This window comes from Acidaminococcus hominis (assembly GCF_900291475.1).
GTDB classification, from domain to species: Bacteria; Bacillota; Negativicutes; order Acidaminococcales; family Acidaminococcaceae; genus Acidaminococcus; species Acidaminococcus hominis.
The window spans coordinates 746,549-767,835 of the sequence record NZ_OLMM01000005.1 but is presented as its reverse complement, the minus strand read 5'-3'; the positions used below and the strand labels follow the sequence as shown (position 1 = coordinate 767,835).

At 50.9% G+C, this 21,287-nt stretch carries 19 protein-coding genes; 3 read left to right on the top strand and 16 right to left on the bottom strand.

Annotated elements, in window-relative coordinates:
* Positions 1–23: 23 nt before the first annotated feature.
* The 6 genes from coaBC to C7E10_RS09940 are packed head-to-tail and all read right to left on the bottom strand — an operon-like array spanning position 24 to position 3,972.
* Positions 24–1,241, bottom strand: a complete 1,218-nt coding sequence (gene coaBC / locus C7E10_RS09965) for a bifunctional phosphopantothenoylcysteine decarboxylase/phosphopantothenate--cysteine ligase CoaBC (protein ID WP_105327133.1) — start codon at positions 1,239–1,241, stop codon at positions 24–26.
* Between the two features lie 13 nt (positions 1,242–1,254).
* Positions 1,255–1,464: a DNA-directed RNA polymerase subunit omega gene (rpoZ, locus tag C7E10_RS09960; protein WP_199614569.1), complete on the bottom strand. Its 210-nt coding sequence runs from the start codon at positions 1,462–1,464 to the stop codon at positions 1,255–1,257.
* A gap of 26 nt (positions 1,465–1,490) precedes the next feature.
* Positions 1,491–2,126 (bottom strand): guanylate kinase, encoded by a 636-nt coding sequence (gene gmk, locus C7E10_RS09955; RefSeq protein ID WP_105327131.1) that lies wholly within the window; start codon positions 2,124–2,126, stop codon positions 1,491–1,493.
* Positions 2,119–2,409, bottom strand: a complete 291-nt coding sequence (remA, locus tag C7E10_RS09950; RefSeq protein ID WP_105327130.1) for an extracellular matrix/biofilm regulator RemA — start codon at positions 2,407–2,409, stop codon at positions 2,119–2,121. The genes gmk and remA overlap by 8 nt, the downstream gene beginning before the upstream one ends.
* Before the next feature lie 15 nt (positions 2,410–2,424).
* Complete coding sequence (locus C7E10_RS09945; protein ID WP_231085917.1) at positions 2,425–3,336, bottom strand: YicC/YloC family endoribonuclease; 912 nt, start codon at positions 3,334–3,336, stop codon at positions 2,425–2,427.
* 12 nt (positions 3,337–3,348) lie between these two features.
* A complete protein-coding gene (locus tag C7E10_RS09940) occupies positions 3,349–3,972 on the bottom strand; it encodes a hypothetical protein (RefSeq protein ID WP_105327128.1) in 624 nt (207 codons plus the stop codon).
* Between the two features lie 191 nt (positions 3,973–4,163).
* Between C7E10_RS09940 and C7E10_RS09935 the strand changes: the two genes are divergently transcribed.
* Positions 4,164–5,894: an Rqc2 family fibronectin-binding protein gene (locus tag C7E10_RS09935; protein ID WP_105327127.1), complete on the top strand. Its 1,731-nt coding sequence runs from the start codon at positions 4,164–4,166 to the stop codon at positions 5,892–5,894.
* 70 nt (positions 5,895–5,964) lie between these two features.
* Entirely contained in the window at positions 5,965–7,632 is a 1,668-nt protein-coding gene (gene ilvD / locus C7E10_RS09930; RefSeq protein ID WP_105327126.1) for a dihydroxy-acid dehydratase, read from the top strand.
* 231 nt (positions 7,633–7,863) lie between these two features.
* Here the strand turns inward: ilvD and C7E10_RS09925 are convergent, their stop codons facing one another.
* From C7E10_RS09925 to C7E10_RS09900, 6 genes are all read right to left on the bottom strand, one after another.
* Positions 7,864–9,210 carry an ISL3 family transposase gene (locus tag C7E10_RS09925; protein ID WP_146109060.1) on the bottom strand — a complete coding sequence of 449 codons (1,347 nt, stop codon included), beginning with the start codon at positions 9,208–9,210 and terminating at the stop codon, positions 7,864–7,866.
* A 175-nt stretch (positions 9,211–9,385) separates the two neighbouring features.
* Positions 9,386–10,759, bottom strand: coding sequence for an aminopeptidase (locus C7E10_RS09920; RefSeq protein WP_105327124.1), 1,374 nt, complete (start codon positions 10,757–10,759; stop codon positions 9,386–9,388).
* A 151-nt stretch (positions 10,760–10,910) separates the two neighbouring features.
* A complete protein-coding gene (locus C7E10_RS09915; RefSeq protein WP_105327123.1) occupies positions 10,911–11,699 on the bottom strand; it encodes an enoyl-CoA hydratase-related protein in 789 nt (262 codons plus the stop codon).
* Positions 11,700–11,726: 27 nt separating this feature from the next.
* Complete coding sequence (locus C7E10_RS09910; RefSeq protein ID WP_105327122.1) at positions 11,727–12,587, bottom strand: 3-hydroxybutyryl-CoA dehydrogenase; 861 nt, start codon at positions 12,585–12,587, stop codon at positions 11,727–11,729.
* A 126-nt stretch (positions 12,588–12,713) separates the two neighbouring features.
* Complete coding sequence (locus tag C7E10_RS09905; RefSeq protein WP_105327121.1) at positions 12,714–13,868, bottom strand: acyl-CoA dehydrogenase; 1,155 nt, start codon at positions 13,866–13,868, stop codon at positions 12,714–12,716.
* Between the two features lie 54 nt (positions 13,869–13,922).
* On the bottom strand, positions 13,923–15,104 hold the full coding sequence (locus C7E10_RS09900) for an acetyl-CoA C-acetyltransferase (RefSeq protein ID WP_105327120.1): 1,182 nt from the start codon (positions 15,102–15,104) through the stop codon (positions 13,923–13,925).
* Positions 15,105–15,867: 763 nt separating this feature from the next.
* On the opposite strand from C7E10_RS09900, the gene C7E10_RS09890 reads away from it, so the two are divergent.
* The gene (locus C7E10_RS09890) at positions 15,868–17,214 is read left to right on the top strand and encodes an ISL3 family transposase (protein ID WP_146109059.1); all 1,347 of its coding nucleotides are present in this window, start codon (positions 15,868–15,870) and stop codon (positions 17,212–17,214) included.
* Positions 17,215–17,337: 123 nt separating this feature from the next.
* Here C7E10_RS09890 and C7E10_RS09885 read toward each other — a convergent pair whose 3' ends face one another.
* From C7E10_RS09885 to C7E10_RS09870, 4 genes are read right to left on the bottom strand one after another with little or no spacing between them, the layout of a single operon-like run.
* A complete protein-coding gene (locus tag C7E10_RS09885) occupies positions 17,338–17,724 on the bottom strand; it encodes a hypothetical protein (RefSeq protein WP_105327117.1) in 387 nt (128 codons plus the stop codon).
* Between the two features lie 8 nt (positions 17,725–17,732).
* Positions 17,733–19,268, bottom strand: coding sequence for a hypothetical protein (locus C7E10_RS09880; protein WP_105327116.1), 1,536 nt, complete (start codon positions 19,266–19,268; stop codon positions 17,733–17,735).
* Between the two features lie 19 nt (positions 19,269–19,287).
* Positions 19,288–19,920: an endonuclease III gene (nth, locus tag C7E10_RS09875; protein ID WP_105327115.1), complete on the bottom strand. Its 633-nt coding sequence runs from the start codon at positions 19,918–19,920 to the stop codon at positions 19,288–19,290.
* On the bottom strand, positions 19,920–21,281 hold the full coding sequence (locus C7E10_RS09870; protein WP_105327114.1) for a PFL family protein: 1,362 nt from the start codon (positions 21,279–21,281) through the stop codon (positions 19,920–19,922). Before C7E10_RS09870 ends, nth begins: the two co-directional genes overlap by 1 nt.
* Positions 21,282–21,287 lie beyond the last annotated feature (6 nt).

Sequence of the window (21,287 nt, the reverse complement as noted above, 5' to 3'; positions counted from 1 at the left end):
ACTTGGGGTTCTTTTTCGTTGTTTCAGGCTTTTTCCTGGCGTTTGGCGGCGACCTTTTCCCGGACAATATCCAAGATGTGGTTACCCACTTCTTCCTTGGTCATAAGACCCAGGCTTTCAATTTTTCCATCGGGATACAGCAGCTTCACCACATTGGTGTCAGTGCTGAAACCCGCTCCCTGCATGGTCACATCGTTGGCCACAATCATATCCAGGTTCTTTTTCTTCACCTTGGCCGCAGCGTTTTCCAAAAGGTTTTGGGTTTCGGCAGCAAAGCCCACCAGAATCTGGTGTTTTTTCCGCTGTCCCAGCAGTTTCAAAATATCCGGGTTTTTGTCCAGGGTCAGCACCAGATTATCGTCCTGCTTTTTGATTTTCTGTTCTGCCTGGTGATGGGGCTTGTAGTCAGCCACAGCAGCTGCCTTGATCACTGCATCTACCTGGTCGTAGGCACTCAAAACCGCGTCCAGCATTTCCTGGGTGGTTTCCACCTGGTGCACCACCACATTCCGGGGCGGCTCAAGGGCCGTAGGGCCGGACACCAGAATCACCTGGGCGCCCCGCCGGGCCGCGTCCCGGGCGATGGCATAGCCCATCTTGCCGCTGGAACGGTTGCCGATAAACCGCACCGGATCAATGGCTTCCCGGGTTCCCCCGGCTGTCACCAGGATTTTCATACCCTTCAGGTCCCCGTGGAGGGAAGCCAGATACCCATCAATAAAAGCCAAAATATCTTCCGGCTCAGGCAGCCGGCCGGACCCGTTAATGCCGCAGGCCAGGTGACCAGCCGCACTGGGCATAATCACCACGCCGTCCTGCCGCAGGGTGGCCAGGTTCCGGGCCGTGGCCGGATTGTTCAGCATATTGGTATTCATGGCCGGGCAAATGATTTTGGGTTTGTCACAAGCCAGCAGCGTAGTAGACAGCAGGTCATCAGCCAGGCCGTTAGCCATTTTGCTGATGATGTTGGCGGTAGCCGGAGCCACCACCACCAGGTCACACCAACGGCCCACAGCCACGTGTTCCACGTTGAATTCATCGTTGCCGCCCCACATACCCACGGCTACCTGGTGGGTACTGATTTCCTTAAACAGCAGCGGGGACACCAGTTTGGTGGCCGCTTCCGTCATGATAACCCGCACCTGCGCCCCAGCCTGCACCAGCCGGCTGGTCAGGGTAACCGCCTTATAAGCAGCAATGCCGCCGGTAACGCCTAAAAGAATCTTTTTTCCTTCCAGCACCGGTCTGCTCCTTTTATTTCTTCTTCAAATCGTCTTTCCCGGCAATGGTTACCAGGCCTTGGGCGATTTCTTCCATGGCAATGGAAACAGGTTTGTTGGATTTGCTTTCTACCAGGGCAGGCGCATGGTCCACCAGCTGGCGGGCACGCTTGGCGGCCATAATAACCAGGCCGTATTTGCTGCCAACTTTTTCTGCTAAATCATCGATAGAGGGATCAATCATAGACATAACGTATTCTCCTTTTCTGCTTACTCGCAGACCCAGACGCCATCTTTCATTTGGCAAATTTCATCCACAATATAATAGGTGCGGCCCACCCGCAGGTGTTCCACGTCAATAATCTTGCTGACCTTGTCCGTAGCCTTTTCCACTTCGTCGTTGACTACAATATAGTCGTACTTGGAAGCATAGGCCAGTTCGGAGGTAGCGGCACTGAGCCGGCGTTTGATCACGTCCACAGCATCGGTGCCCCGTTTGTAAATCCGCTTGGACAGTTCATCCAGGGACGGAGGCACAATGAATACAAAAACGCCGTCCGGAAAGCTCTTTTTTACCTGCAAGGCACCCTGGGGATCGATTTCCAGGACCACATCCAGGCCTTCGGCCAGTTTGTCCATGACGTATTGGCGGGGCGTCCCGTAGTAGTTGCCATATACGGAGGCGTGTTCCAAAAGGCCGTTGTTCTTGATCATATCTTCAAACTCATCCCGGCTCTTAAAGAAATAGTTTTTCCCATCCACTTCCCCCTTCCGGGGTTCCCGGGTGGTGCAGGACACGGAATAGGCCATGCCTTCCCGTTTTTCCAGCAGGCGGGCGCAGATGGTGCCTTTGCCAGCACCACTGGGGCCGGATAATACCAGCAGAATACCTTCGGGTTTATTCATGTTCTTCCTCCTTCAGATCCTCTGCCAGAGGAGCCGGTGCATCTTCCGTGTTGAACCGGTTGGCGATGGTTTCCGGCTGCAGGGCGGACAGCACCACATGGCCGCTGTCCATGATCAAGACCGCTCTGGTACGGCGGCCGTAGGTGGCGTCAATGACCACACCCTTGTCCCGTCCGTCTTGGATAATCCGCTTGATGGGGGCAGATTCAGGTCCGATGATGGTAACCACCCGCTGTGCGGAAACGATGTTGCCAAAGCCGATGTTGATCAATTTGATGTCCATAAATTCTCTCCTACTCTATTGTATATTCTGGATTTGTTCCCTGACTTTCTCGATTTCGCCTTTCATATCCACAATCACTTGGATGATTTGGGCATCACCGGCCTTGGAAGCAATGGTATTGGCTTCCCGGTTCATTTCCTGTACCAGAAAGTCCATCCGCCGTCCCACCGGCTTTTCTTCGTGAAGCATCTGGGTAAATTGCTGCAGATGACTGTGCAAACGGACAATTTCTTCCGTCACGTTGACCCGATCCGCATAAACAGCAGTTTCTTGAAGGATACCGGCCGGATCCAATTTCCCGGCGCCTGCCTCATCCAACAGGGCCTGAATCTTCTCACGGAGGCGGCGCTCGTACTCTGCAACGGTTTGCGGCGCCCGGGCTTCCACCTGGGCCAGCTGCTGTCCAATGAGGGCAATGCGGTTTGCCACATCCTGGGAAATATGGTCTCCCTCCAGCTGCCGCATGGCAAGGCACCGCTGAATTGCCTGCTGCACTGCATTTTCCATCAGCGGCCACAGGGTTTCCAGGTCAACTTCGGTGTCTTCCGGGACCATAACCTGGTCACAGCCAGCAATGAAGAGAATTTCCTGCTGGTTTCCCAGGTTTTCCGCCGGAATCGACAGCATTTGGGCCATATCTTTCAAACTATCATAATAAGCCTTTACCAGCCCTTTGTCAATCTTTACTCGGCGTCCTTCTGTTCCCGTGTAGCTGGCGGTAATAAAAACATCAATCCGTCCCCGCAGCAGCTGATCCAAAATCTGCTTCCGGATACGGTTTTCCACTGGATTCAGGAAGCGGGGCAGGCGCATGGCCAGTTCTGCATACCGGTGATTGACCGTCTTGATTTCAATGGTAAATGAAAAATCATCTTTTTGGACTTCTCCCCGGCCGTAACCGGTCATGCTTTGTACCACGCTTTCCACGCTCCCTTAGAGTTAGTTCATTTTTGTCAGGTTTAATACAAACTCCCGGGTACCGCCGTACTCATCCTGAACGGACAGTACCATCACCCGGTTGGCATCAATTTTTGACAGATCAAAATACACATAATACTGCAAATCCCACACATTGGCATTCTGCAAAGCTCCCGTCTGGGCATTGACCACCTGCATATCCCGCTGGGAAGCACTGTTTAGGTTCACGTAATAGGGCTCAAACACATTGGTACCCTGGTACATCTTCACCTTGAGGGATTTGGGCTCCAGTTTTACACTGGTGGAAATATTTAACCCCAAGGCCAGAACCCCATCGTACTGCTTGGCTACCTTCAACCCCTGTTCCGGGGTGGGCTTTTGACCGTTTTTTCCCGTCTGCTGGGCATCCACGGCTGCCGTCAGATAGGGCGTATACACAATGACCCGTTCCCGCAGGCCATACTTATTGGTCTGCTTCCGGTCGTATACGGTCCACGGGGCAACCAGTTCCCCTAATGGGGCATTTCTCCGCTCCAGGCCATAGACCTGGGCCTGACTGATGGCTCCATCCGTAAGGGGAAGCATGGCGAAGGCGGTCTGGGAAACAAGAAGCAGCGCAGCTGCTAGAAATCCTACTTTTTTCATTGATTCCTCTCCTTTGCGGTTTGACCGAACTGTTCAGTCATATTATACTGGAGGAGACGTGCCTTAACACGCATCCTAACTTAAATATTATAACGAATTCCACGCAAGGGTGCAAACCCGCGGGGAGTTGATTTCGCTGAAAGCCCCACCCTTTTCACCGCGGGCGGAAAGCACAAAGAGAGGAACCTACCATGAACTTAGAAGGCATCACCCTACAGGTACTGACCCAGGAACTGAGCCGCCGGCTTTTGGGCGGCAAAATTTTCAAGATTTTTATGCCCGGCAAAAGTTCCCTGCTGCTGCAGATCAATACCCAGAACCATACCGAAAATCTCCTGGTGGACATGGGCGGTGACACGCCCCTGATCACCCTGCCCCAAACCCTGCCTGAACGGCCGGATCTCCCCCCTTCCTTCTGTATGCTGCTGCGCAAACACCTGGAAGAAGGCCGCATCACCAAAATCAGCCAGCAGGGCCTGGACCGGATTATTACCCTGTCCGTGGACAGCATTGGCGCGGAACGGAAAATCATCACCAAGCGCCTGGTGCTGGAGCTGACCGGGAAAAACAGCAATATTATTTTCGTAAACGAACAGGGTATCATTCTGGATGCCCTGCGCCATATTGGTAAATTCCAAAGCCGGGTCCGTCAAATCCTGCCCAACCAGCCTTACGCATATCCCCCAGCCCAGGACGGGCTGGACTTTCTCCAAACCTCTCCCCACGCCCTTAGGGAAGCGGTAACTGCCTGCGGGGACCTGCCCCTGGAACAGGCGCTGATTTCCGCCACCCAGGGCATTGGCCGCTATACCGCCCAGGAAGTACTGCTCCGGGCTGGGATTTCCGGCCCGGCCAACCTGCTGGAGCTGACCCAGGCCCAGCAGCTGGAAAAAGCCCTGGCCGGCCTCCAGGCAGAAATCGGCAAACGCCTGGACGGCACCGATTCCACCGTAATTGCCCAGATTGACAGCCACAACCGGATGAAAAATCTGGTGCCCTATGTGCCCCAAACCCATCCGGAGTGGACCCAAAAGCCTTTTGCTTCCCTGCTGGAAGCCCAGGCCTACAGTGCCTCCCTGGTTCCCGTCCAGATTCCCGACAAGGACCTCTTGACCAAACTGGTGGTTACCCAGGAAGCAAAAGTGGCCAAGAAGCTGAAATTCCTGGCCCAGGACCTGGCCAAGGCGGAAAACGCCGAAGAGCAGAAAATCATGGCGGATACCCTGATGGCCTACGGCTGGCAGGTGAAAAAAGGCCAGACTTCCTGTGAACTGCCCAATATCTATGACAGCAAACCTATGAAAATTTCCCTCTCCCCCTCCCTAAACCCCATGGAAAATGCCCAGGCCTACTACAAGAAGTACAACAAATTCAAACGGGCGGTGGGAGAAATCAAGCTTCAACAGCAGGAAGCCCAGGACCTGCTCACCTACCTCCAGTCCCTGGACGCCTCCCTGGACACCGCCGTCACCAAGGGAGAGATTGGGGAAATCAAACAGGAAATTATCCAGCTGGGACTCCTCCCCTCCTCCAAAAAGCGGGTACCCACCCAGAGCAAATCCGAACCCCTGAAAATTGTACTTTCCCCGGAAACTACCTTATATATAGGGAAGAACAATAAGCAAAATGATTACGTGACCTTTAAGCTGGGCCGGGGCAAGGACCTGTGGTTCCACGCCAAGAACATCCCCGGTTCCCACGTAATCCTGAAAACCACCCTGCCTCAGCCCCGGGAAGAAGATATTCTTATGGCCGCTTCCCTGGCCGCCGGTTACAGCAAGGGCAAGAATTCTGATCGGGTAGCCGTAGACTGCGCGGAGAAACACCTGGTGAAAAAGCCCAGCGGTGCCAAACCCGGCTTTGTCATCTACACCGGACAGAAAACCCTGTATGTTCATCCACGAACTTCCTTGAAAGGTTGACAGCCGTTACAAAACGTGGTAAATTAGAGCTTACATTTAACATTTTTTGAAAAGAAGAAGGGGAGACATTATGAGAAGTACCACCGTAAAAAAAGGTTCCACCCGCGCTGCCCATCGCTCTTTGTTCTATGCCATGGGTTACACCGAAGATGAATTGAAAAAACCGCTGATTGGCATCTGCAACGCCCAAAACGAGATTATTCCCGGCCATATGGATTTGGACCGCATTGCCAAGGCCGTTAAATATGGTGTCCTGGAAAACGGCGGCACCCCCATTGAATTCCCTGCCATTGGCATCTGCGACGGCATTGCCATGGGCCACGACGGGATGAAATACCCCCTGGCCAGCCGGGAACTGGTGGCAGACAGTATTGAAGCCGTAGCCAATGGCCACGCCTTTGACGCCCTGGTGCTCATCCCCAACTGTGATAAGATTGTTCCGGGTATGCTCATGGCAGCAGCCCGGCTGAACATCCCCGCCATTGTAGTCAGCGGCGGCCCCATGCTGCCCGGCCGCTACGAAGGCAAGGATATCAGCGTCAGCACCGTGTTTGAAGCTGCCGGCCGCTTTGAAGCCGGCAAGATTTCCAAGCATAAGCTGTCCGAAATCGAACACTGTGCCTGCCCCGGCTGCGGTTCCTGTGCCGGCCTGTTTACGGCCAACACCATGAACTCCCTGACGGAAGTACTGGGTATGGGTCTGCCCGGCAACGGCACCATTCCTGCTGCCTATCAGGGTGCCCGGGTGGCCCTGGCCAAGGAAGCCGGGAAACGGATCATGGACCTGTTAAAACACAACATCTGTCCCAAGGACATTATGACCGCCAAAGCCTTCAAAAACGCCATTACTGTGGATATGGCCATGGGCGGCTCCACCAACACCTGCCTCCATCTGCCGGCCATTGCCCATGAAGCTAGCGTGGACCTGTCCCTGGAAGAATTTGATAAAATCAGCAAAAAGACCCCTTACCTGACCAAACTCTCCCCCAGCGGCACCTTCCACATGGTGGACGTGGAGGAAGCCGGCGGCATCCGGGCCGTAATGCACGAGCTGTCCCGGGCCGGACTCATTGAAAAGGATTGCCTGACCGTTACCGGCAAAACCGTAGGCGAAAACATCAAGGGAGCCAAGATTCTCCGTCCAGAAGTCATTCACACCGTCAAAGACCCGGTCCGGAAAACCGGCGGCATTGCCATCTTGAAGGGCAACCTGGCCAAGGACTGCTCCGTGGTCAAGGAAAGCGCCGTAGTGCCGGAAATGCTGACCCATACAGGTCCCGCCCGGGTATTCAATTCAGAAGATGAAGCCATCGTAGCCATCGTAGGCAAGGAAATCAAACCGGGTGACGTGGTGGTTATCCGCTATGAAGGGCCCAAAGGCGGTCCGGGTATGCGGGAAATGCTTAACCCCACCGCCGTCATTACCGGCATGGGCCTGGGCAGCTCCGTAGCCCTGCTCACCGATGGCCGCTTCTCCGGTGCCACCCAGGGCGCCTGCATTGGCCACATCTCTCCGGAAGCCCGGGAAGGCGGCAACATTGCCCTGATTGAAGACGGGGACATCATCGACATCGATATCCCCAACCGGAAGCTCAATGTCCGCCTTACCGACGAGGAACTGGAAGAACGCCGGAAAAACTGGGTTTGCCCGCCCCCCAAAGTACAGCGGGGCTACCTGGCCCGCTACGCTTCCCTGGTTTCTTCTGCCGCCCAGGGCGCCGTACTGAAATTCAATTAACCCCTAAAAAATCAGGCTCTTCACGTTTTATTGTGGGATGGCAGATTTCTGCCATCCTTCTTTTATGTCTAGCAACATCCCACTGTCGCAATCTCTAGACAGTGCCGTTTCGTATAGATGGTAATGCTGAATATCGAATCAGAGTGAAAANGGCTCTTCACGTTTTATTGTGGGATGGCAGATTTCTGCCATCCTTCTTTTATGTCTAGCAACATCCCACTGTCGCAATCTCTAGACAGTGCCGTTTCGTATAGATGGTAATGCTGAATATCGAATCAGAGTGAAAAAATATTCATCATTTTTGTATCCATACCCTATTCGTTTTGCAACCTTAATCTTGTTATTGAAGCCTTCAAGCTTTCCTGTGGTAATCGGATGGGCTGAGTGAGCAATCAAACCCTCTTTGCGTTTTCGCTTTAAGCGGGCAAACTTTTGCAGCTGCGGTATGTTGCTCTCCTCGGCTCCTTTAAACCATTTTTCCCATTCTACGGCAGCTAAATCGGGGTTTCTAAGCTCGAATAGATCACTTAGTTCCTCTTTCATTGTATGGCAAACTGTCAAATTTTCATGTTTTTTAAGGATTTCCTTGAGATTTTCTGCCTTTTTATCGCTTAGTGTTTCTTCCTTGCAAAGCAGCGTCCAGCGAGCTTGTTTTACTTCCTTGTAAAGCCGATTCTCCTCTTTAATTGAATCCTCTGCTTTTGTTGCCTGCTCTTCAGCAATATTCTCTGTAATCCCAAGCTTTAGGTTATCGGCTTTCTCTTTGTGCTGTCTTGCTTCCTCCAGCCTTACGGCTCCCAGCACATCTCGTCCATACTGGGCTTGCATATGGTAGCGGTCGTATACTATTGCCGCATGAGGCAGATACTTTTCTACCAGGGTGTTGAACGATGCGTTCATGTCCATTGCGACAGCTTCTACTTCAGACAAATACTCCAGGTCTGTCTCTTCAAAAAACTTTGTAAAGGCAGCTATAGAGCGTCCCGCACCAACCCAGAGGATGTCTCCCATATCAAGGTCCATAACACAGGTTGCGTAAGTATGGCCTTTGTGCATTGCAAACTCATCAACGGCAAGATGCTTAGGACGGTAGCCACTTTTGCGAAGTTCCTCGCTTCGCGTTTTGAGAGCCTCGTCCATAATTTCCTTATGGATTTTAGAAACTGTTCCCCAATGGATACCGGTCAAATCGCTGACTGCTTTAATCGTCATTTGATGCATAAGCAAAATCTTGATCCATAAAGCGGCACGAGAAGTGACTCTGGTTCCAGGATACTTAAAGGTTATGTTTTCATTGAAGGTATGCCCGCATTTTTGGCACCGGTAGCGGTGGAATCTCACACGAAGAATCCGTGGCTTTCCGGGTATCCAGGACATGTCTTTAAGTGTAGTTACAGGGTTGTCATGGACATGGACCTTACCGCCGCAGCAAGGGCATACAACGTCGGCTGTAGGCCGGGTACTATTTACATCTATGATCTCTTCAAAAAGAGAAGCAATACTCGTAGGAATATTAAAATTGTCCTGTATGTTTTTGCATAAATTTGCTATACTTGAGGTTGAGAGCACGTGGATCATTCCTTTCGTAGTTTTGTCGCTATTACTTAGAATGGAGCATCCCGTGCTCTTTTTCAATACCTTTTTTCAGTTTTTAAATTCTGTCTTAGATTTCGTATCCCCCAATTTTCCGTGATGAGCCAAAAATCAAGAGCGATGTGCCTCAAAGGTACATCGCTCTTTTGCGTTAAAAATTTTATTTGCTTTCAAAGAAGGCTTTGTAGGCCCGATAGGTTTCGTAGGCATCGGTTTTACTCAGCAGGTCATAAGGAGCGTGCATGCTCAGCATGGCCGTGCCGCAGTCCACCACCTCGCAGCCCCAGTCGGCCAGCATAAAGGCAATGGTGCCGCCGCCGCCCTGGTCCACCTTGCCCAGTTCGCCAATCTGCCAGGCCACCCCGGCGTCATTGAAAATGGTGCGGACTTTTTGCATGAATTCACTGTTGGCATCGTTGCTGCCCGCCTTGCCCCGGGCGCCGGTAAACTTGGTCATGGCAATGCCGTAACCCAGCAGGGAGGAATTGTCCTTTTCCGTAACTTCCGGGAACATGGGATCCAGGCAGCTGTTTACGTCACCGGACAGCATTTCGCTGTTTTCCATAGTTTCGTAGAAGTCCAGCAGGCTGCCTGCGTTCTGCAGGGCCAGCAGCTTCATGACAAACTTCACAAAATAGGAAGACTGCATACCGGTGTTGCCATAGGAACCGATTTCTTCCTTATCGGTAAACAGGGCAGCCTGGGTTTTGGTCCCCGGTTTGGCGTTCAAAATAGCTTCCAGGTTGGCGTAGGAGCATACCCGGTCATCCTGGCCATAGGCAGCAATCATGGACCGGTCAAAGCCCACATCGCGGCTCTTGAGCGCCGGTACCAGTTCCAGCTCAGCAGCTGCAAAGTCTTCTTCTTCCACCCCATAGGTGTCCTTCAGCAGCTTCATTACCGCATCCTTCACCTTTTGGTCGTGGTCAGAATTGGAGCCGATGACAGCCTGGAGCTGCTCGCCGGTAACCCCTTCTGCCAGGGTCTTTTTCATCTGGTCCTGGGCCATATGGATCAGCAGGTCCGTAATGTAGAAGACGGGATCCTTTTCGTCCATACCAATGTTCACTTCCACCTTCTTGCCGTCCTTGGTGAAAATTACGCCCACCAGGGCCAGGGGAATGCAGGGCCATTGATACTTCTTGATGCCGCCGTAGTAATGGGTACGGAAGTAAACCAACCCATCCTGTTCATGGACAGGATTGCCCTTCAGGTCCAGCCGGGGGGCATCAATATGGGAGCCTACAATTTTTAACCCAGCGTGGACGGGTTCTTCCCCTACCACAGCCAAAATACAGGATTTGCCTTTCTGGTTCCAATATACCTTGTCCCCAGCCTTTACTTCCTTGCAGTCGTACAAAGGTTTGAAACCGGCCTTTTCAGCCCGTTCCAAAATTTCCTTTACAGCCAGCCGCTCACTCCGGGCAGTATCCAAAAATGCCTTATACCCTTCACCATAATTCATGACAGCTTCCCGTTCCTGGGCATCCATACGCTGCCAGGCGGACTCTGTTCTGCTATAGGTAACTTTCATTTTACTAACCTCCATTCTTTGGTCCTACATATAGTAGTATAACTTTTCAAGGCACTTTTGTACAGAGATGCCCCCCACCAGACGCAAAAAGGCCCCCAGCTGCCAGAATACTTCTGACAAATGGGGGTCTTTCCATTCCCTAAAAGGAACCTTATTTGTTCATAAATACGGGTTTCCGTTTTTCCAGGAATGCCTTCATGCCTTCTTTTTGGTCCAAGGTGGCAAAGCAGTTGCCAAATACCTGGGCTTCATAGGACAGCCCGGAGTCCAGATCCATTTTCAAACCGCGGTCAATGGCGTCTTTGGCGCTGGCAATGGCCAGAGGACCTTTTTTCATGATTTTGCGGCAGACTTCTTCGCAGGCAGGAATCAATTCTTCCGGAGGAAGAATCCGATTGATCAGGCCCAAACGATAGGCTTCTTCCGCATTGATCATGTCCCCGGTATAGATCATTTCCTTGGCATAGCCCTTGCCAATCAGCCGGGCCAGTCTTTGGGAACCGCCAAAACCAGGAATAATGCCGTAATTTACTTCCGGCTGGCCAAATTTGGCCGTGGTGGAGCCGAAACGGAAGTCGCAGGCCAGGGCCAATTCACAGCCGCCGCCCAGGGCATACCCGTTTACTGCAGCAATTACCACATACGGAAGTTTTTCAATGGCATCAAATACCTCATGACCCAGGATGGAGAAATTCCGTCCTTCCACGGCCGTCATGGTGCTCATGGCTTTCAGGTCAGCGCCGGCCACAAAGGCCTTTTCACCGCCGCCGCGGATGATCATGGAACGGGTATTGGGATCCGTTGCCAGTTTTTCAAAAGCGTCTTCCATTTCCTGCAAGGTCTGGATGTCCAGTGCATTCAGGAATTTAGGACGGTTGATGGTAACGGTAGTAATCCCGTCTTCCGAGGTTGATACCAGTAAATTTTCATATTGATACATGGAACTCACCACTATCCCCTAGGAATATTATTTCTTACTGTAATCGTAAAAGCCCTTACCGGTCTTGCGGCCCAGGTAACCAGCTTCTACCATTTTACGCAGCAGCGGAGCCGGACGATATTTAGGATCGCCAAAGCCCTTGTACAGAACTTCCATAATAGCCAGAACGGTGTCGTTGCCGATCAGGTCGGACAGAGCCAGAGGGCCCATGGGATGGTTAAAGCCCAGTTTGGCTACGGTATCGATATCCTCAGCGTTAGCTACGCCTTCGCTCAAGGTGAAGATTGCTTCGTTAATCATGGGGATCATGATCCGGTTGCCTACAAAGCCCGGGGCATCATGAACTTCCACAGGAGATTTTTCCAGATCCAGAGCCAATTGTTTTACTTTGGCAAAGGTATCGTCAGAAGTAGCCAGGCCTCTGGTTACTTCCACCAGCTTCATTACAGGAGCCGGGTTAAAGAAATGCATGCCGATGAATTTGTCCGGTCTCTTGGTGCCGGCACCCAGCAGGGTGATGGACACGGAAGAAGTGTTGCTGGCAATGATAGTGTCAGCCGGGCACAGTTCATCCAGGGTCTTGAAAATGTCTTGTTTGATTTTCAGGTTTTCGGTAGCAGCTTCAATGGCCAGGTGCACATTGCAGGTTTCCTGGGTCATTTCTACCACACCATGAATTTTAGCCAAAGTGGCTTTCTTATCATCTTCAGTGATACGGCCTTTGGCTACAGAGTGAGCCAGATTCTTTTCGATATTGCTGATCCCCCGGTCAACAAATTCTTGTTTGATATCGCGCAGCACAACTTCAACGCCGTGGCTGGCCATAACCTGGGCAATACCGCTGCCCATTTGGCCTGCGCCGATAACCATAACTTTTTTTAATTCCATAGTAAAATCTCCTTTGCACTTCATTTCAACCCAAATATTGAATCCTTAAATATTTAAATTCTCTAAAAATTTCAATGAATAACCAAATGCGCCCTAAGGCGCACTTGGTCAATCACTGGTTACAACTTATTTCTTTTTCTTGTCAGCCAGCAGAGCACGGGAAATTACCATGCGTTGCACTTCGTTGGTGCCTTCGTAGATTTGGGTAATCTTGGCATTTCTCATGTAGCGTTCAACAGGGTAATCTACAGTGTAGCCGTAGCCGCCGAATACTTGTACAGCATCGGTGGTAACTTCCATAGCTACGTCAGAAGCAAAGCATTTTGCTTCAGCAGCAGCTTCAGAGTACGGTTCGCCAGCTTGTTTCAGGAAAGCTGCATGGTAAACCAGATACCGGGCAGCATCAATCTTCATGGCCATGTCAGCCAGTTTGAAGCTGATAGCTTGGAACTTGGAGATAGGACGACCAAATTGTTCACGTTCTTTGGAGTACTTCACAGCAGCATCCAGAGCGCCTTCAGCAATACCCAGAGCTTGGGCAGCTACGCCGATACGGCCGCCGTCCAGGGTGGACATAGCAATCTTGAAGCCTTCGCCTTCTTCGCCCAGTCTGTTTTCCACAGGAACTTCCAGGTCTTCGAATACCAATTCAGCAGTGATGGAAGTGTGGCCGCCCATTTTGTTTTCGATCTTGCCGAATTTGAAGCCGGGCATGCCTTTTTCCAGAATGAAAGCGGTAATACCATGGTTGCCTTTGCTCTTGTCGGTCATGGCAAATACAACATAGGTGTCAGCTTCTTTACCATTGGTGATAAAGATCTTGGAGCCGTTCAGGATGTATTTGTCACCCTTCAGAACAGCAGTGGTCTGTTGAGCAGAAGCATCGGTACCTGCAGACGGTTCGGTCAGACCAAAAGCACCAACGTGCTGGCCTTCGCAGATAGGTCTCAGGTATTTTTGTTTTTGTTCTTCAGTACCGTACATGTAAATCGGGGTTGCGCACAGGGAAACGCAGGCAGACAGAGTGATACCAGTGCCGTCATCGACTTTGGACATTTCTTCTACAGCCAGGATATAGCTCAGAACGTCCAGGCCCATGCCGCCGTATTCTTCGGGGAAGCAAACGCCGGCAAAACCGGCTTCCATCATTTGATCGATCAATTTGCGGTCCCAAATATGGTTCGCATCTCTTTCTTCAATGGTAGGAGCCAGAAACTTTTCGGAGAACTCCTTAGCCATATCCTTAATCATAGCTTGGTCTTCAGTCAGATTGAAATCCATGGTAAATAACCTCTTTCCTCTGTTTTTTAATATCTAAAGGTGTATTACACCTAATTAGAGCATTTCCACCACGGTTGCAGTACCCATGCCGCCGCCGATGCACAGCGTGGCCAGACCCAATTTCTTGTCTCTATGTTTCAGGGCATACAACAGGGTAACCAGGATACGGGCACCGCTGGCACCAATGGGATGGCCCAGAGCTACGGCGCCGCCGTTAACGTTTACTTTATCCATATCGAATTTCAGTTCTCTGCCAACTTCTACGAATTGGGCAGCGAAAGCTTCGTTGGCTTCAATCAGGTCCATATCGCTGACTTCTTTACCAGCTTTAGCCAAGGCTTTGCGGCTGGCAGGGATAGGTCCAATGCCCATGATGGCAGGATCTACACCGGCAGAAGCGTAAGACAGAATCTTAGCCATAGGTTTCAGGCCCAGTTCTTTGGCTTTGTCAGCAGACATAATAACCAGGGCAGCAGCGCCGTCGTTCAAGCCGGAAGCGTTGCCGGCAGTAACGGTACCATCTTTCTTGAAAGCCGGGCGCAGTTTGGCCAGAACTTCCATGGTGGTTCCTTCTCTGGGGAACTCATCGGTATCGAATACTACTTCGCCTTTTTTGGTTTTAATGGTAACAGGAACGATTTCTTCTTTGAAAGCACCACTCTTAATGGCAGCAATGGCTCTTTCCTGGGACCGTACGGATACTTCATCCTGGTCCTGACGGGTTACGCCAAATTTTTCAGCTACGTTTTCGGAGGTGATGCCCATGTGGTAGTTGTTGAAGGCATCCCACAGGCCGTCTTTGATCATTACGTCGGTCAGCTTGCTGTCACCCATACGCAGGCCCCATCTAGCTTTGCCGCTGGTTACGAAAGGAGCATTGGACATGCTTTCCATACCGCCTGCTACAACGATATCGTTGTCGCCAGCCAGAATGGATTGGGCAGCCAATTCAACGCATTTCAGACCGGAACCGCAAACTTTGTTGACGGTGAAAGCCGGAACTTCTTGGGGAACGCCGCCATAGATAGCAGCTTGTCTAGCCGGGTTTTGGCCCAGGCCAGCTTGCAGCACGTTGCCGAAAATAACTTCGTCAACCTTTGCCGGATCAACCTTGGCTCTTTCCAGAGCTTCCTTGATAACTACAGCACCCAATTGTACTGCGCTCATGGGGGTCAGGCTGCCGCCAAACTTACCAATAGCAGTTCTTACAGCACTTACGATTACAACTTCACGCATAACTTACCATCCCTTCTAAGTTTAACTAGAGAAAAGCTTGCTCACCAGAAAAGGAACAGACCATCACAAAAAATTCGCTCTATTCTTTTTGCTGATTTGTCAGTAGAAACCGAAAATAAAAATCAGGTTTTACTTATGGATTTAATTATACACTAATTATGAACCAAAAGGAAGACGCCAATTATGAAGTTTTCCATAATTAAAATTTGTGGACTTGTTATTTTATTTAACCAACAACAGCCCTATGCCTGTATTTTATCTTCCGTTTCTCGTACTCTCATAAATAAATTTATGGATAAGGCGAGAAACTTGCTGAAATTGCACACGGTCCCTGACGCAAAAAACAAAGGGAAATACCCCCATTTTTGCACTGCCAGGCCCTGCAAAGACACTGCTACTTTATACTTTAGCCCATTCTGCGCCGCTTGTCCAGTGCACAATTGTGCAAAAAAATATTTTGCCGTGCCCTGCCCAATAATTTGCAGTTTTCCCCACAAAAAAAGAGGCTCATCACGGAAAATTGGGGGATACGAAATCTAAGACAGAATTTAAAAACTGAAAAAAGGTATTGAAAAAGAGCACGGGATGCTCCATTCTAAGTAATAGCGACAAAACTACGAAAGGAATGATCCACGTGCTCTNGGCTCATCACGGAAAATTGGGGGATACGAAATCTAAGACAGAATTTAAAAACTGAAAAAAGGTATTGAAAAAGAGCACGGGATGCTCCATTCTAAGTAATAGCGACAAAACTACGAAAGGAATGATCCACGTGCTCTCAACCTCAAGTATAGCAAATTTATGCAAAAACATACAGGAAAATTTTAATATTCCTACGAGTATTGCTTCTCTTTTTGAAGAGATCATAGATGTAAATAGTACCCGGCCTACAGCCGACGTTGTATGCCCTTGCTGCGGCGGTAAGGTCCATGTCCATGACAACCCTGTAACTACACTTAAAGACATGCCCTGGATACCCGGAAAGCCACGGATTCTTCGTGTGAGATTCCACCGCTACCGGTGCCAAAAATGCGGGCATACCTTCAATGAAAACATAACCTTTAAGTATCCTGGAACCAGAGTCACTTCTCGTGCCGCTTTATGGATCAAGATTTTGCTTATGCATCAAATGACGATTAAAGCAGTCAGCGATTTGACCGGTATCCATTGGGGAACAGTTTCTAAAATCCATAAGGAAATTATGGACGAGGCTCTCAAAACGCGAAGCGAGGAACTTCGCAAAAGTGGCTACCGTCCTAAGCATCTTGCCGTTGATGAGTTTGCAATGCACAAAGGCCATACTTACGCAACCTGTGTTATGGACCTTGATATGGGAGACATCCTCTGGGTTGGTGCGGGACGCTCTATAGCTGCCTTTACAAAGTTTTTTGAAGAGACAGACCTGGAGTATTTGTCTGAAGTAGAAGCTGTCGCAATGGACATGAACGCATCGTTCAACACCCTGGTAGAAAAGTATCTGCCTCATGCGGCAATAGTATACGACCGCTACCATATGCAAGCCCAGTATGGACGAGATGTGCTGGGAGCCGTAAGGCTGGAGGAAGCAAGACAGCACAAAGAGAAAGCCGATAACCTAAAGCTTGGGATTACAGAGAATATTGCTGAAGAGCAGGCAACAAAAGCAGAGGATTCAATTAAAGAGGAGAATCGGCTTTACAAGGAAGTAAAACAAGCTCGCTGGACGCTGCTTTGCAAGGAAGAAACACTAAGCGATAAAAAGGCAGAAAATCTCAAGGAAATCCTTAAAAAACATGAAAATTTGACAGTTTGCCATACAATGAAAGAGGAACTAAGTGATCTATTCGAGCTTAGAAACCCCGATTTAGCTGCCGTAGAATGGGAAAAATGGTTTAAAGGAGCCGAGGAGAGCAACATACCGCAGCTGCAAAAGTTTGCCCGCTTAAAGCGAAAACGCAAAGAGGGTTTGATTGCTCACTCAGCCCATCCGATTACCACAGGAAAGCTTGAAGGCTTCAATAACAAGATTAAGGTTGCAAAACGAATAGGGTATGGATACAAAAATGATGAATATTTTTTCACTCTGATTCGATATTCAGCATTACCATCTATACGAAACGGCACTGTCTAGAGATTGCGACAGTGGGATGTTGCTAGACATAAAAGAAGGATGGCAGAAATCTGCCATCCCACAATAAAACGTGAAGAGCCAAAAAAGATACCCGGCAAGCCAGGTATCTCTTGAACAAAAACGTCAGAAGCCTCGGTGCATAAACCACCAGCCGGCGCAGACGGCAAGGCCGATGACCAGAAAAACAAATAGGGCGGGCATAAGGAACCCGAACAGGGTAAACAGGGCCACTACCACCAGGGCCGTTTTCAGGATGGAAAGCCCGGCAGCTTTCAGCCGTGCCAGCCGGGCTTTCTTTTCTTCTTCCCGGCGCAAATCCTCCTGGTCGTAGACCTTAAATGTTTCGTCAGTTTCCCCGTCGTCCACCCTAGCTTCAATGGTGGTGCCGGCAAAGGAATCCCGTTCGGTTTCCGTCAGCACCCTGGCCGTAACCTCCTCATTGGGAGCCTGGCAGCCCGGACAGGCCTCCAAATCATCCGGATATTCCAATCCGCATTGTTTACAAATCATGGTTCCTCCTACTTCTGAGTCTCATTCGCAAACAGCATCAAAAAGCCCTGTTCGTTCAGATACCGTGGATCAGAAGGTTCCAGCTGCAGGGCATCCCGGATATCTTGGTAGGCATGCTCCAAATCAATGGGAGAAATACCCATGGTGTCCTTAAAGAAGGGTAAATTCCGGGCAGTCCGTTTTTCGTTGATTTCCAAATAATTTTCCACCACCGCTGCCGCCCACACCTGGGGCAGCAGCTGTACCACGTGGGGATCCGTGTTCAGGAAGTCCTGCCACAGGTTCCGGGCCAGCGTCACATCGTAGACGCTTAGGTGGCTGCTGAAAAAGATATTCTCAATAAGCCGTTCAATATAGGACGGATCTTTGCCAAGTTGGGGCGGCCTATAGTCCAGCTGTTGCGTTTCGTAGGGAAAACGCACCCCAGCAGGGTTCTTTTCCACCAGATGCAGCAGTTTCCGGCACAGCAGGGAATGACGGTTCAAAAAGTCGTCCCAGTCCGCACCAGGCTGCTGCACATCGAACCAGTCCAGACAGTCGCTGAGCAGCTCCATAAACCGTTTCTGGGCCAGGGGCGGAATATGGAAGGGCTCCAGGAAGTTCATGCCCATGCTCCGGTTTACGAAAATATGTCCCATAAACAATTGTTCTTCCAAAGGGCCGTCCCAATTATCTACATGAAAGCCTGCATAATAGGGTTCTCCCGTCAGAAAATCCCGAACCAGGTAGCGTTCTTCCTGAATCACATCTTCAATGTAGAAGACAGAAGTAAAAGCCATATTTAACTCATTGCACAGCTCCAGGTAGGCGGTATTGCCATGCTCCTTGAAATAGGTCAGGGCCGGCACGTCTTCCTGAATCAAATGATAATCGAACAGAAAATAATCCCAGAAGCCCCGCCAAAATTCTTCGCCGGCTTCATCGTTAATGTCAATATGGCCCAGGGCTCCCTCATACAGGGCCACAGCCCGTTCAAAATCTGCATTGAATTGGTCCTTCTGGAAAAACAGATGGATTTCTGACATGAGCCCCAAAAGCTCCTCCTGGGCATTCAGAAAAACCTTTCCCTCAGCCGGCGGCGCCGCGTTTTCCTCCCGTTCTTCTTCCCCGGGCAGATAACGGCCGTCGCTGTCTAGCAGGGCAACGGTCCCATCATCCTTTAAGAGCATTTCTTTGGCCAGATACGGAGCCACGCTGCTGGTGAGTTTCTTTTGTTTTTTCAGGTACACAAAAAAGCTTCCCAGGGTATCCAGAAAATACTGAATGGAAGTATAGGAAAGGGTAAAATCCACCACATTCTGGCCGCACCAGGAAACGGCATCCACCAGTTCATCCCCGGTTAGTTCATCAAGGGTCAAATCGGCGTTTTCCAGGTAGATGCACAGCATCACCAGCACCTTCCATTCCTTTTGGAGTTGGAAGTCATGAGCCCCCTGCCACGCCCGCTGCCGAAAATAGTTTTCCACCGTCTCCCGGGGCAGCAGTTCGTTCCAGTTGGGATCATGGGTATAAAAATCGTCGATAGCATCGTATACGTTCTGCATTTGCGGTCACCTACATTCTTCAGTCCAGCATCCGTGACGGGCAGTAGTCCACTACCGGGCACTCACTGCACAAGGGCTTCCGGGCCCGGCACACCTTTCTGCCGTGCCAGATAAACCAGTGGTGGGCTTCCCCCCACTGACGCTTGGGAATGGCCTTCTGCAGGTCCTGTTCTACCGCCAGAGGCGTAGTTCCTTCCGACAAGCCCAGCCGGTGGGCTACCCGGAACACATGGGTATCCACGGCAATGGCCGGCTTGCCAAAAGCCACGCTCATCATTACATCTGCGGTCTTGCGGCCTACCCCGGGCAGACTCAGCAGCTCGTTCATGGTTTCAGGTACCTTGGAAGCAAACTGCGTGCTCAGGGCCTGGCAGGTCGCCAAGATATTTTTTGCCTTGGAATGGAATAAGCCGCAGTCATGAATCAGCGCTTCCAATTGGGTCTGGGTCAAGGCCCCTAGCTTCTCCGGGGTATCATACCGGGGAAACAGCCGGGCAGTCACCTTATTCACCCGCTCATCTGTACATTGGGCAGAGAGGATCACCGCCACCAGCAGTTCAAAGGGTGTCCGGTAATGAAGGGCAGTTCCCTGCCCCTTATACGTTTCTTCCAGTGCCGCCAAGATGGCCTGAACCCTTTCTTTTTTTCTCATTAGTTGGTCAGACTCCTTACCGGTGCGGGAATTCTGCCGCCCCGGTTGATAAATACATCGGGTTTAAACGTGTTCACGGCAATGATGGGAGCATGGCCCAAAAGACCGCCAAATTCCACATTATCCCCCACCTTTTTGCCCGGCACAGGAATCAGCCGGACAGCCGTGGTTTTGTTGTTGATCATGCCAATGGCTGCTTCGTCAGCAATTACCGCAGAAATGGTTTCCGCCGTGGTATCCCCAGGAACGGCAATCATATCCAGGCCAACGGAGCAAACGCAGGTCATGGCTTCCAATTTTTCCAGGCTCAGGGCATGGTTTTCTACCGCTGCAATCATCCCGGCATCTTCACTGACAGGAATAAAGGCACCGCTCAGACCGCCCACGTAGCTGGAGGCCATAAGCCCGCCCTTTTTCACAGCATCGTTCAGCATGGCCAGGGCTGCCGTGGTTCCCGGACAGCCGCAGGCTTCCAGCCCGATTTCTTCCAGGATATGTGCCACGCTGTCCCCTACAGCCGGTGTAGGTGCCAGGGACAAATCAATGATGCCAAACTGGGTGTTTAACCGTTTGGCGGCTTCCTGAGCCACCAATTGGCCTACCCGGGTAATCTTGAAAGCCGTCTTCTTGATGGTTTCGGCCACTACGCCAATATCTTCTCCCCGCACGGCTTCCAAGGCGTGCTTTACCACCCCAGGTCCGGAAACCCCTACGTTGATGACGCTTTCCGGTTCCGTTACCCCATGGAAGGCACCGGCCATAAAGGGGTTGTCCTGTACAGGGTTGCAGAAAATCACCAGTTTGGCGCAGCCCAAGGCATCGTTTGCCGCCGTCAGCCGGGCCGTTTCTTTGACGATCTGGCCCATTTGCTTTACGGCGTCCATGTTGATGCCGGCCTTGGTGGAACCAATGGCCACAGAAGAACACACCAGGTCCGTGGTGGCCAGCGCTTCCGGAATGGAAGCAATCAGCGTACGGTCCCCATGGGTATAGCCTTTTTCCACCAGGGCGCTAAAGCCGCCAATGAAATTCACACCCACAGCCTTGGCCGCAGCATCCAGGGCCTTGGCCAGGGGCACGTAACTGTCCGTTTGGCAGGATTCCCCAACCAGGGAAATGGGGGTCACGGAAATGCGTTTGTGGATAATGGGTACCCCCAGCTCTGCTTCCAGGTCAGAACCTACCTTTACCAGGTCTTTGGCCGTATGGGTAATCTTGTCGTAGATTTTTTGAGCACATACCTTCACATCTGGGTCGGCGCAGTCCCGCAGGCTGATGCCCATGGTAATGGTGCGCACATCCAGATTGTTTTTGGTAATCATCTGGGTGGTTTCTAAAATATCTTTGATATCATAAAACATGCTGTG

Excerpts from the sequence above, each read along its gene's own strand:
- gmk (WP_105327131.1), bottom strand. The coding sequence starts at position 2,126 with ATGAATAAACCCGAAGGTATTCTGCTGGTATTATCCGGCCCCAGTGGT.
- remA (WP_105327130.1), bottom strand. The coding sequence starts at position 2,409 with ATGGACATCAAATTGATCAACATCGGCTTTGGCAACATCGTTTCCGCA.
- C7E10_RS09940 (WP_105327128.1), bottom strand. The coding sequence starts at position 3,972 with ATGAAAAAAGTAGGATTTCTAGCAGCTGCGCTGCTTCTTGTTTCCCAG.
- C7E10_RS09925 (WP_146109060.1), bottom strand. The coding sequence starts at position 9,210 with ATGATCCACGTGCTCTCAACCTCAAGTATAGCAAATTTATGCAAAAAC.
- C7E10_RS09910 (WP_105327122.1), bottom strand. The coding sequence starts at position 12,587 with ATGGAATTAAAAAAAGTTATGGTTATCGGCGCAGGCCAAATGGGCAGC.
- C7E10_RS09900 (WP_105327120.1), bottom strand. The coding sequence starts at position 15,104 with ATGCGTGAAGTTGTAATCGTAAGTGCTGTAAGAACTGCTATTGGTAAG.
- ilvD (WP_105327126.1), top strand. The coding sequence starts at position 5,965 with ATGAGAAGTACCACCGTAAAAAAAGGTTCCACCCGCGCTGCCCATCGC.
- C7E10_RS09920 (WP_105327124.1), bottom strand. The coding sequence starts at position 10,759 with ATGAAAGTTACCTATAGCAGAACAGAGTCCGCCTGGCAGCGTATGGAT.
- rpoZ (WP_199614569.1), bottom strand. The coding sequence starts at position 1,464 with ATGATTGATCCCTCTATCGATGATTTAGCAGAAAAAGTTGGCAGCAAA.
- C7E10_RS09905 (WP_105327121.1), bottom strand. The coding sequence starts at position 13,868 with ATGGATTTCAATCTGACTGAAGACCAAGCTATGATTAAGGATATGGCT.
- C7E10_RS09880 (WP_105327116.1), bottom strand. The coding sequence starts at position 19,268 with ATGCAGAACGTATACGATGCTATCGACGATTTTTATACCCATGATCCC.
- C7E10_RS09885 (WP_105327117.1), bottom strand. The coding sequence starts at position 17,724 with ATGATTTGTAAACAATGCGGATTGGAATATCCGGATGATTTGGAGGCC.
- C7E10_RS09890 (WP_146109059.1), top strand. The coding sequence starts at position 15,868 with ATGATCCACGTGCTCTCAACCTCAAGTATAGCAAATTTATGCAAAAAC.
- C7E10_RS09915 (WP_105327123.1), bottom strand. The coding sequence starts at position 11,699 with ATGTATCAATATGAAAATTTACTGGTATCAACCTCGGAAGACGGGATT.
- C7E10_RS09870 (WP_105327114.1), bottom strand. The coding sequence starts at position 21,281 with ATGTTTTATGATATCAAAGATATTTTAGAAACCACCCAGATGATTACC.
- C7E10_RS09935 (WP_105327127.1), top strand. The coding sequence starts at position 4,164 with ATGAACTTAGAAGGCATCACCCTACAGGTACTGACCCAGGAACTGAGC.
- nth (WP_105327115.1), bottom strand. The coding sequence starts at position 19,920 with ATGAGAAAAAAAGAAAGGGTTCAGGCCATCTTGGCGGCACTGGAAGAA.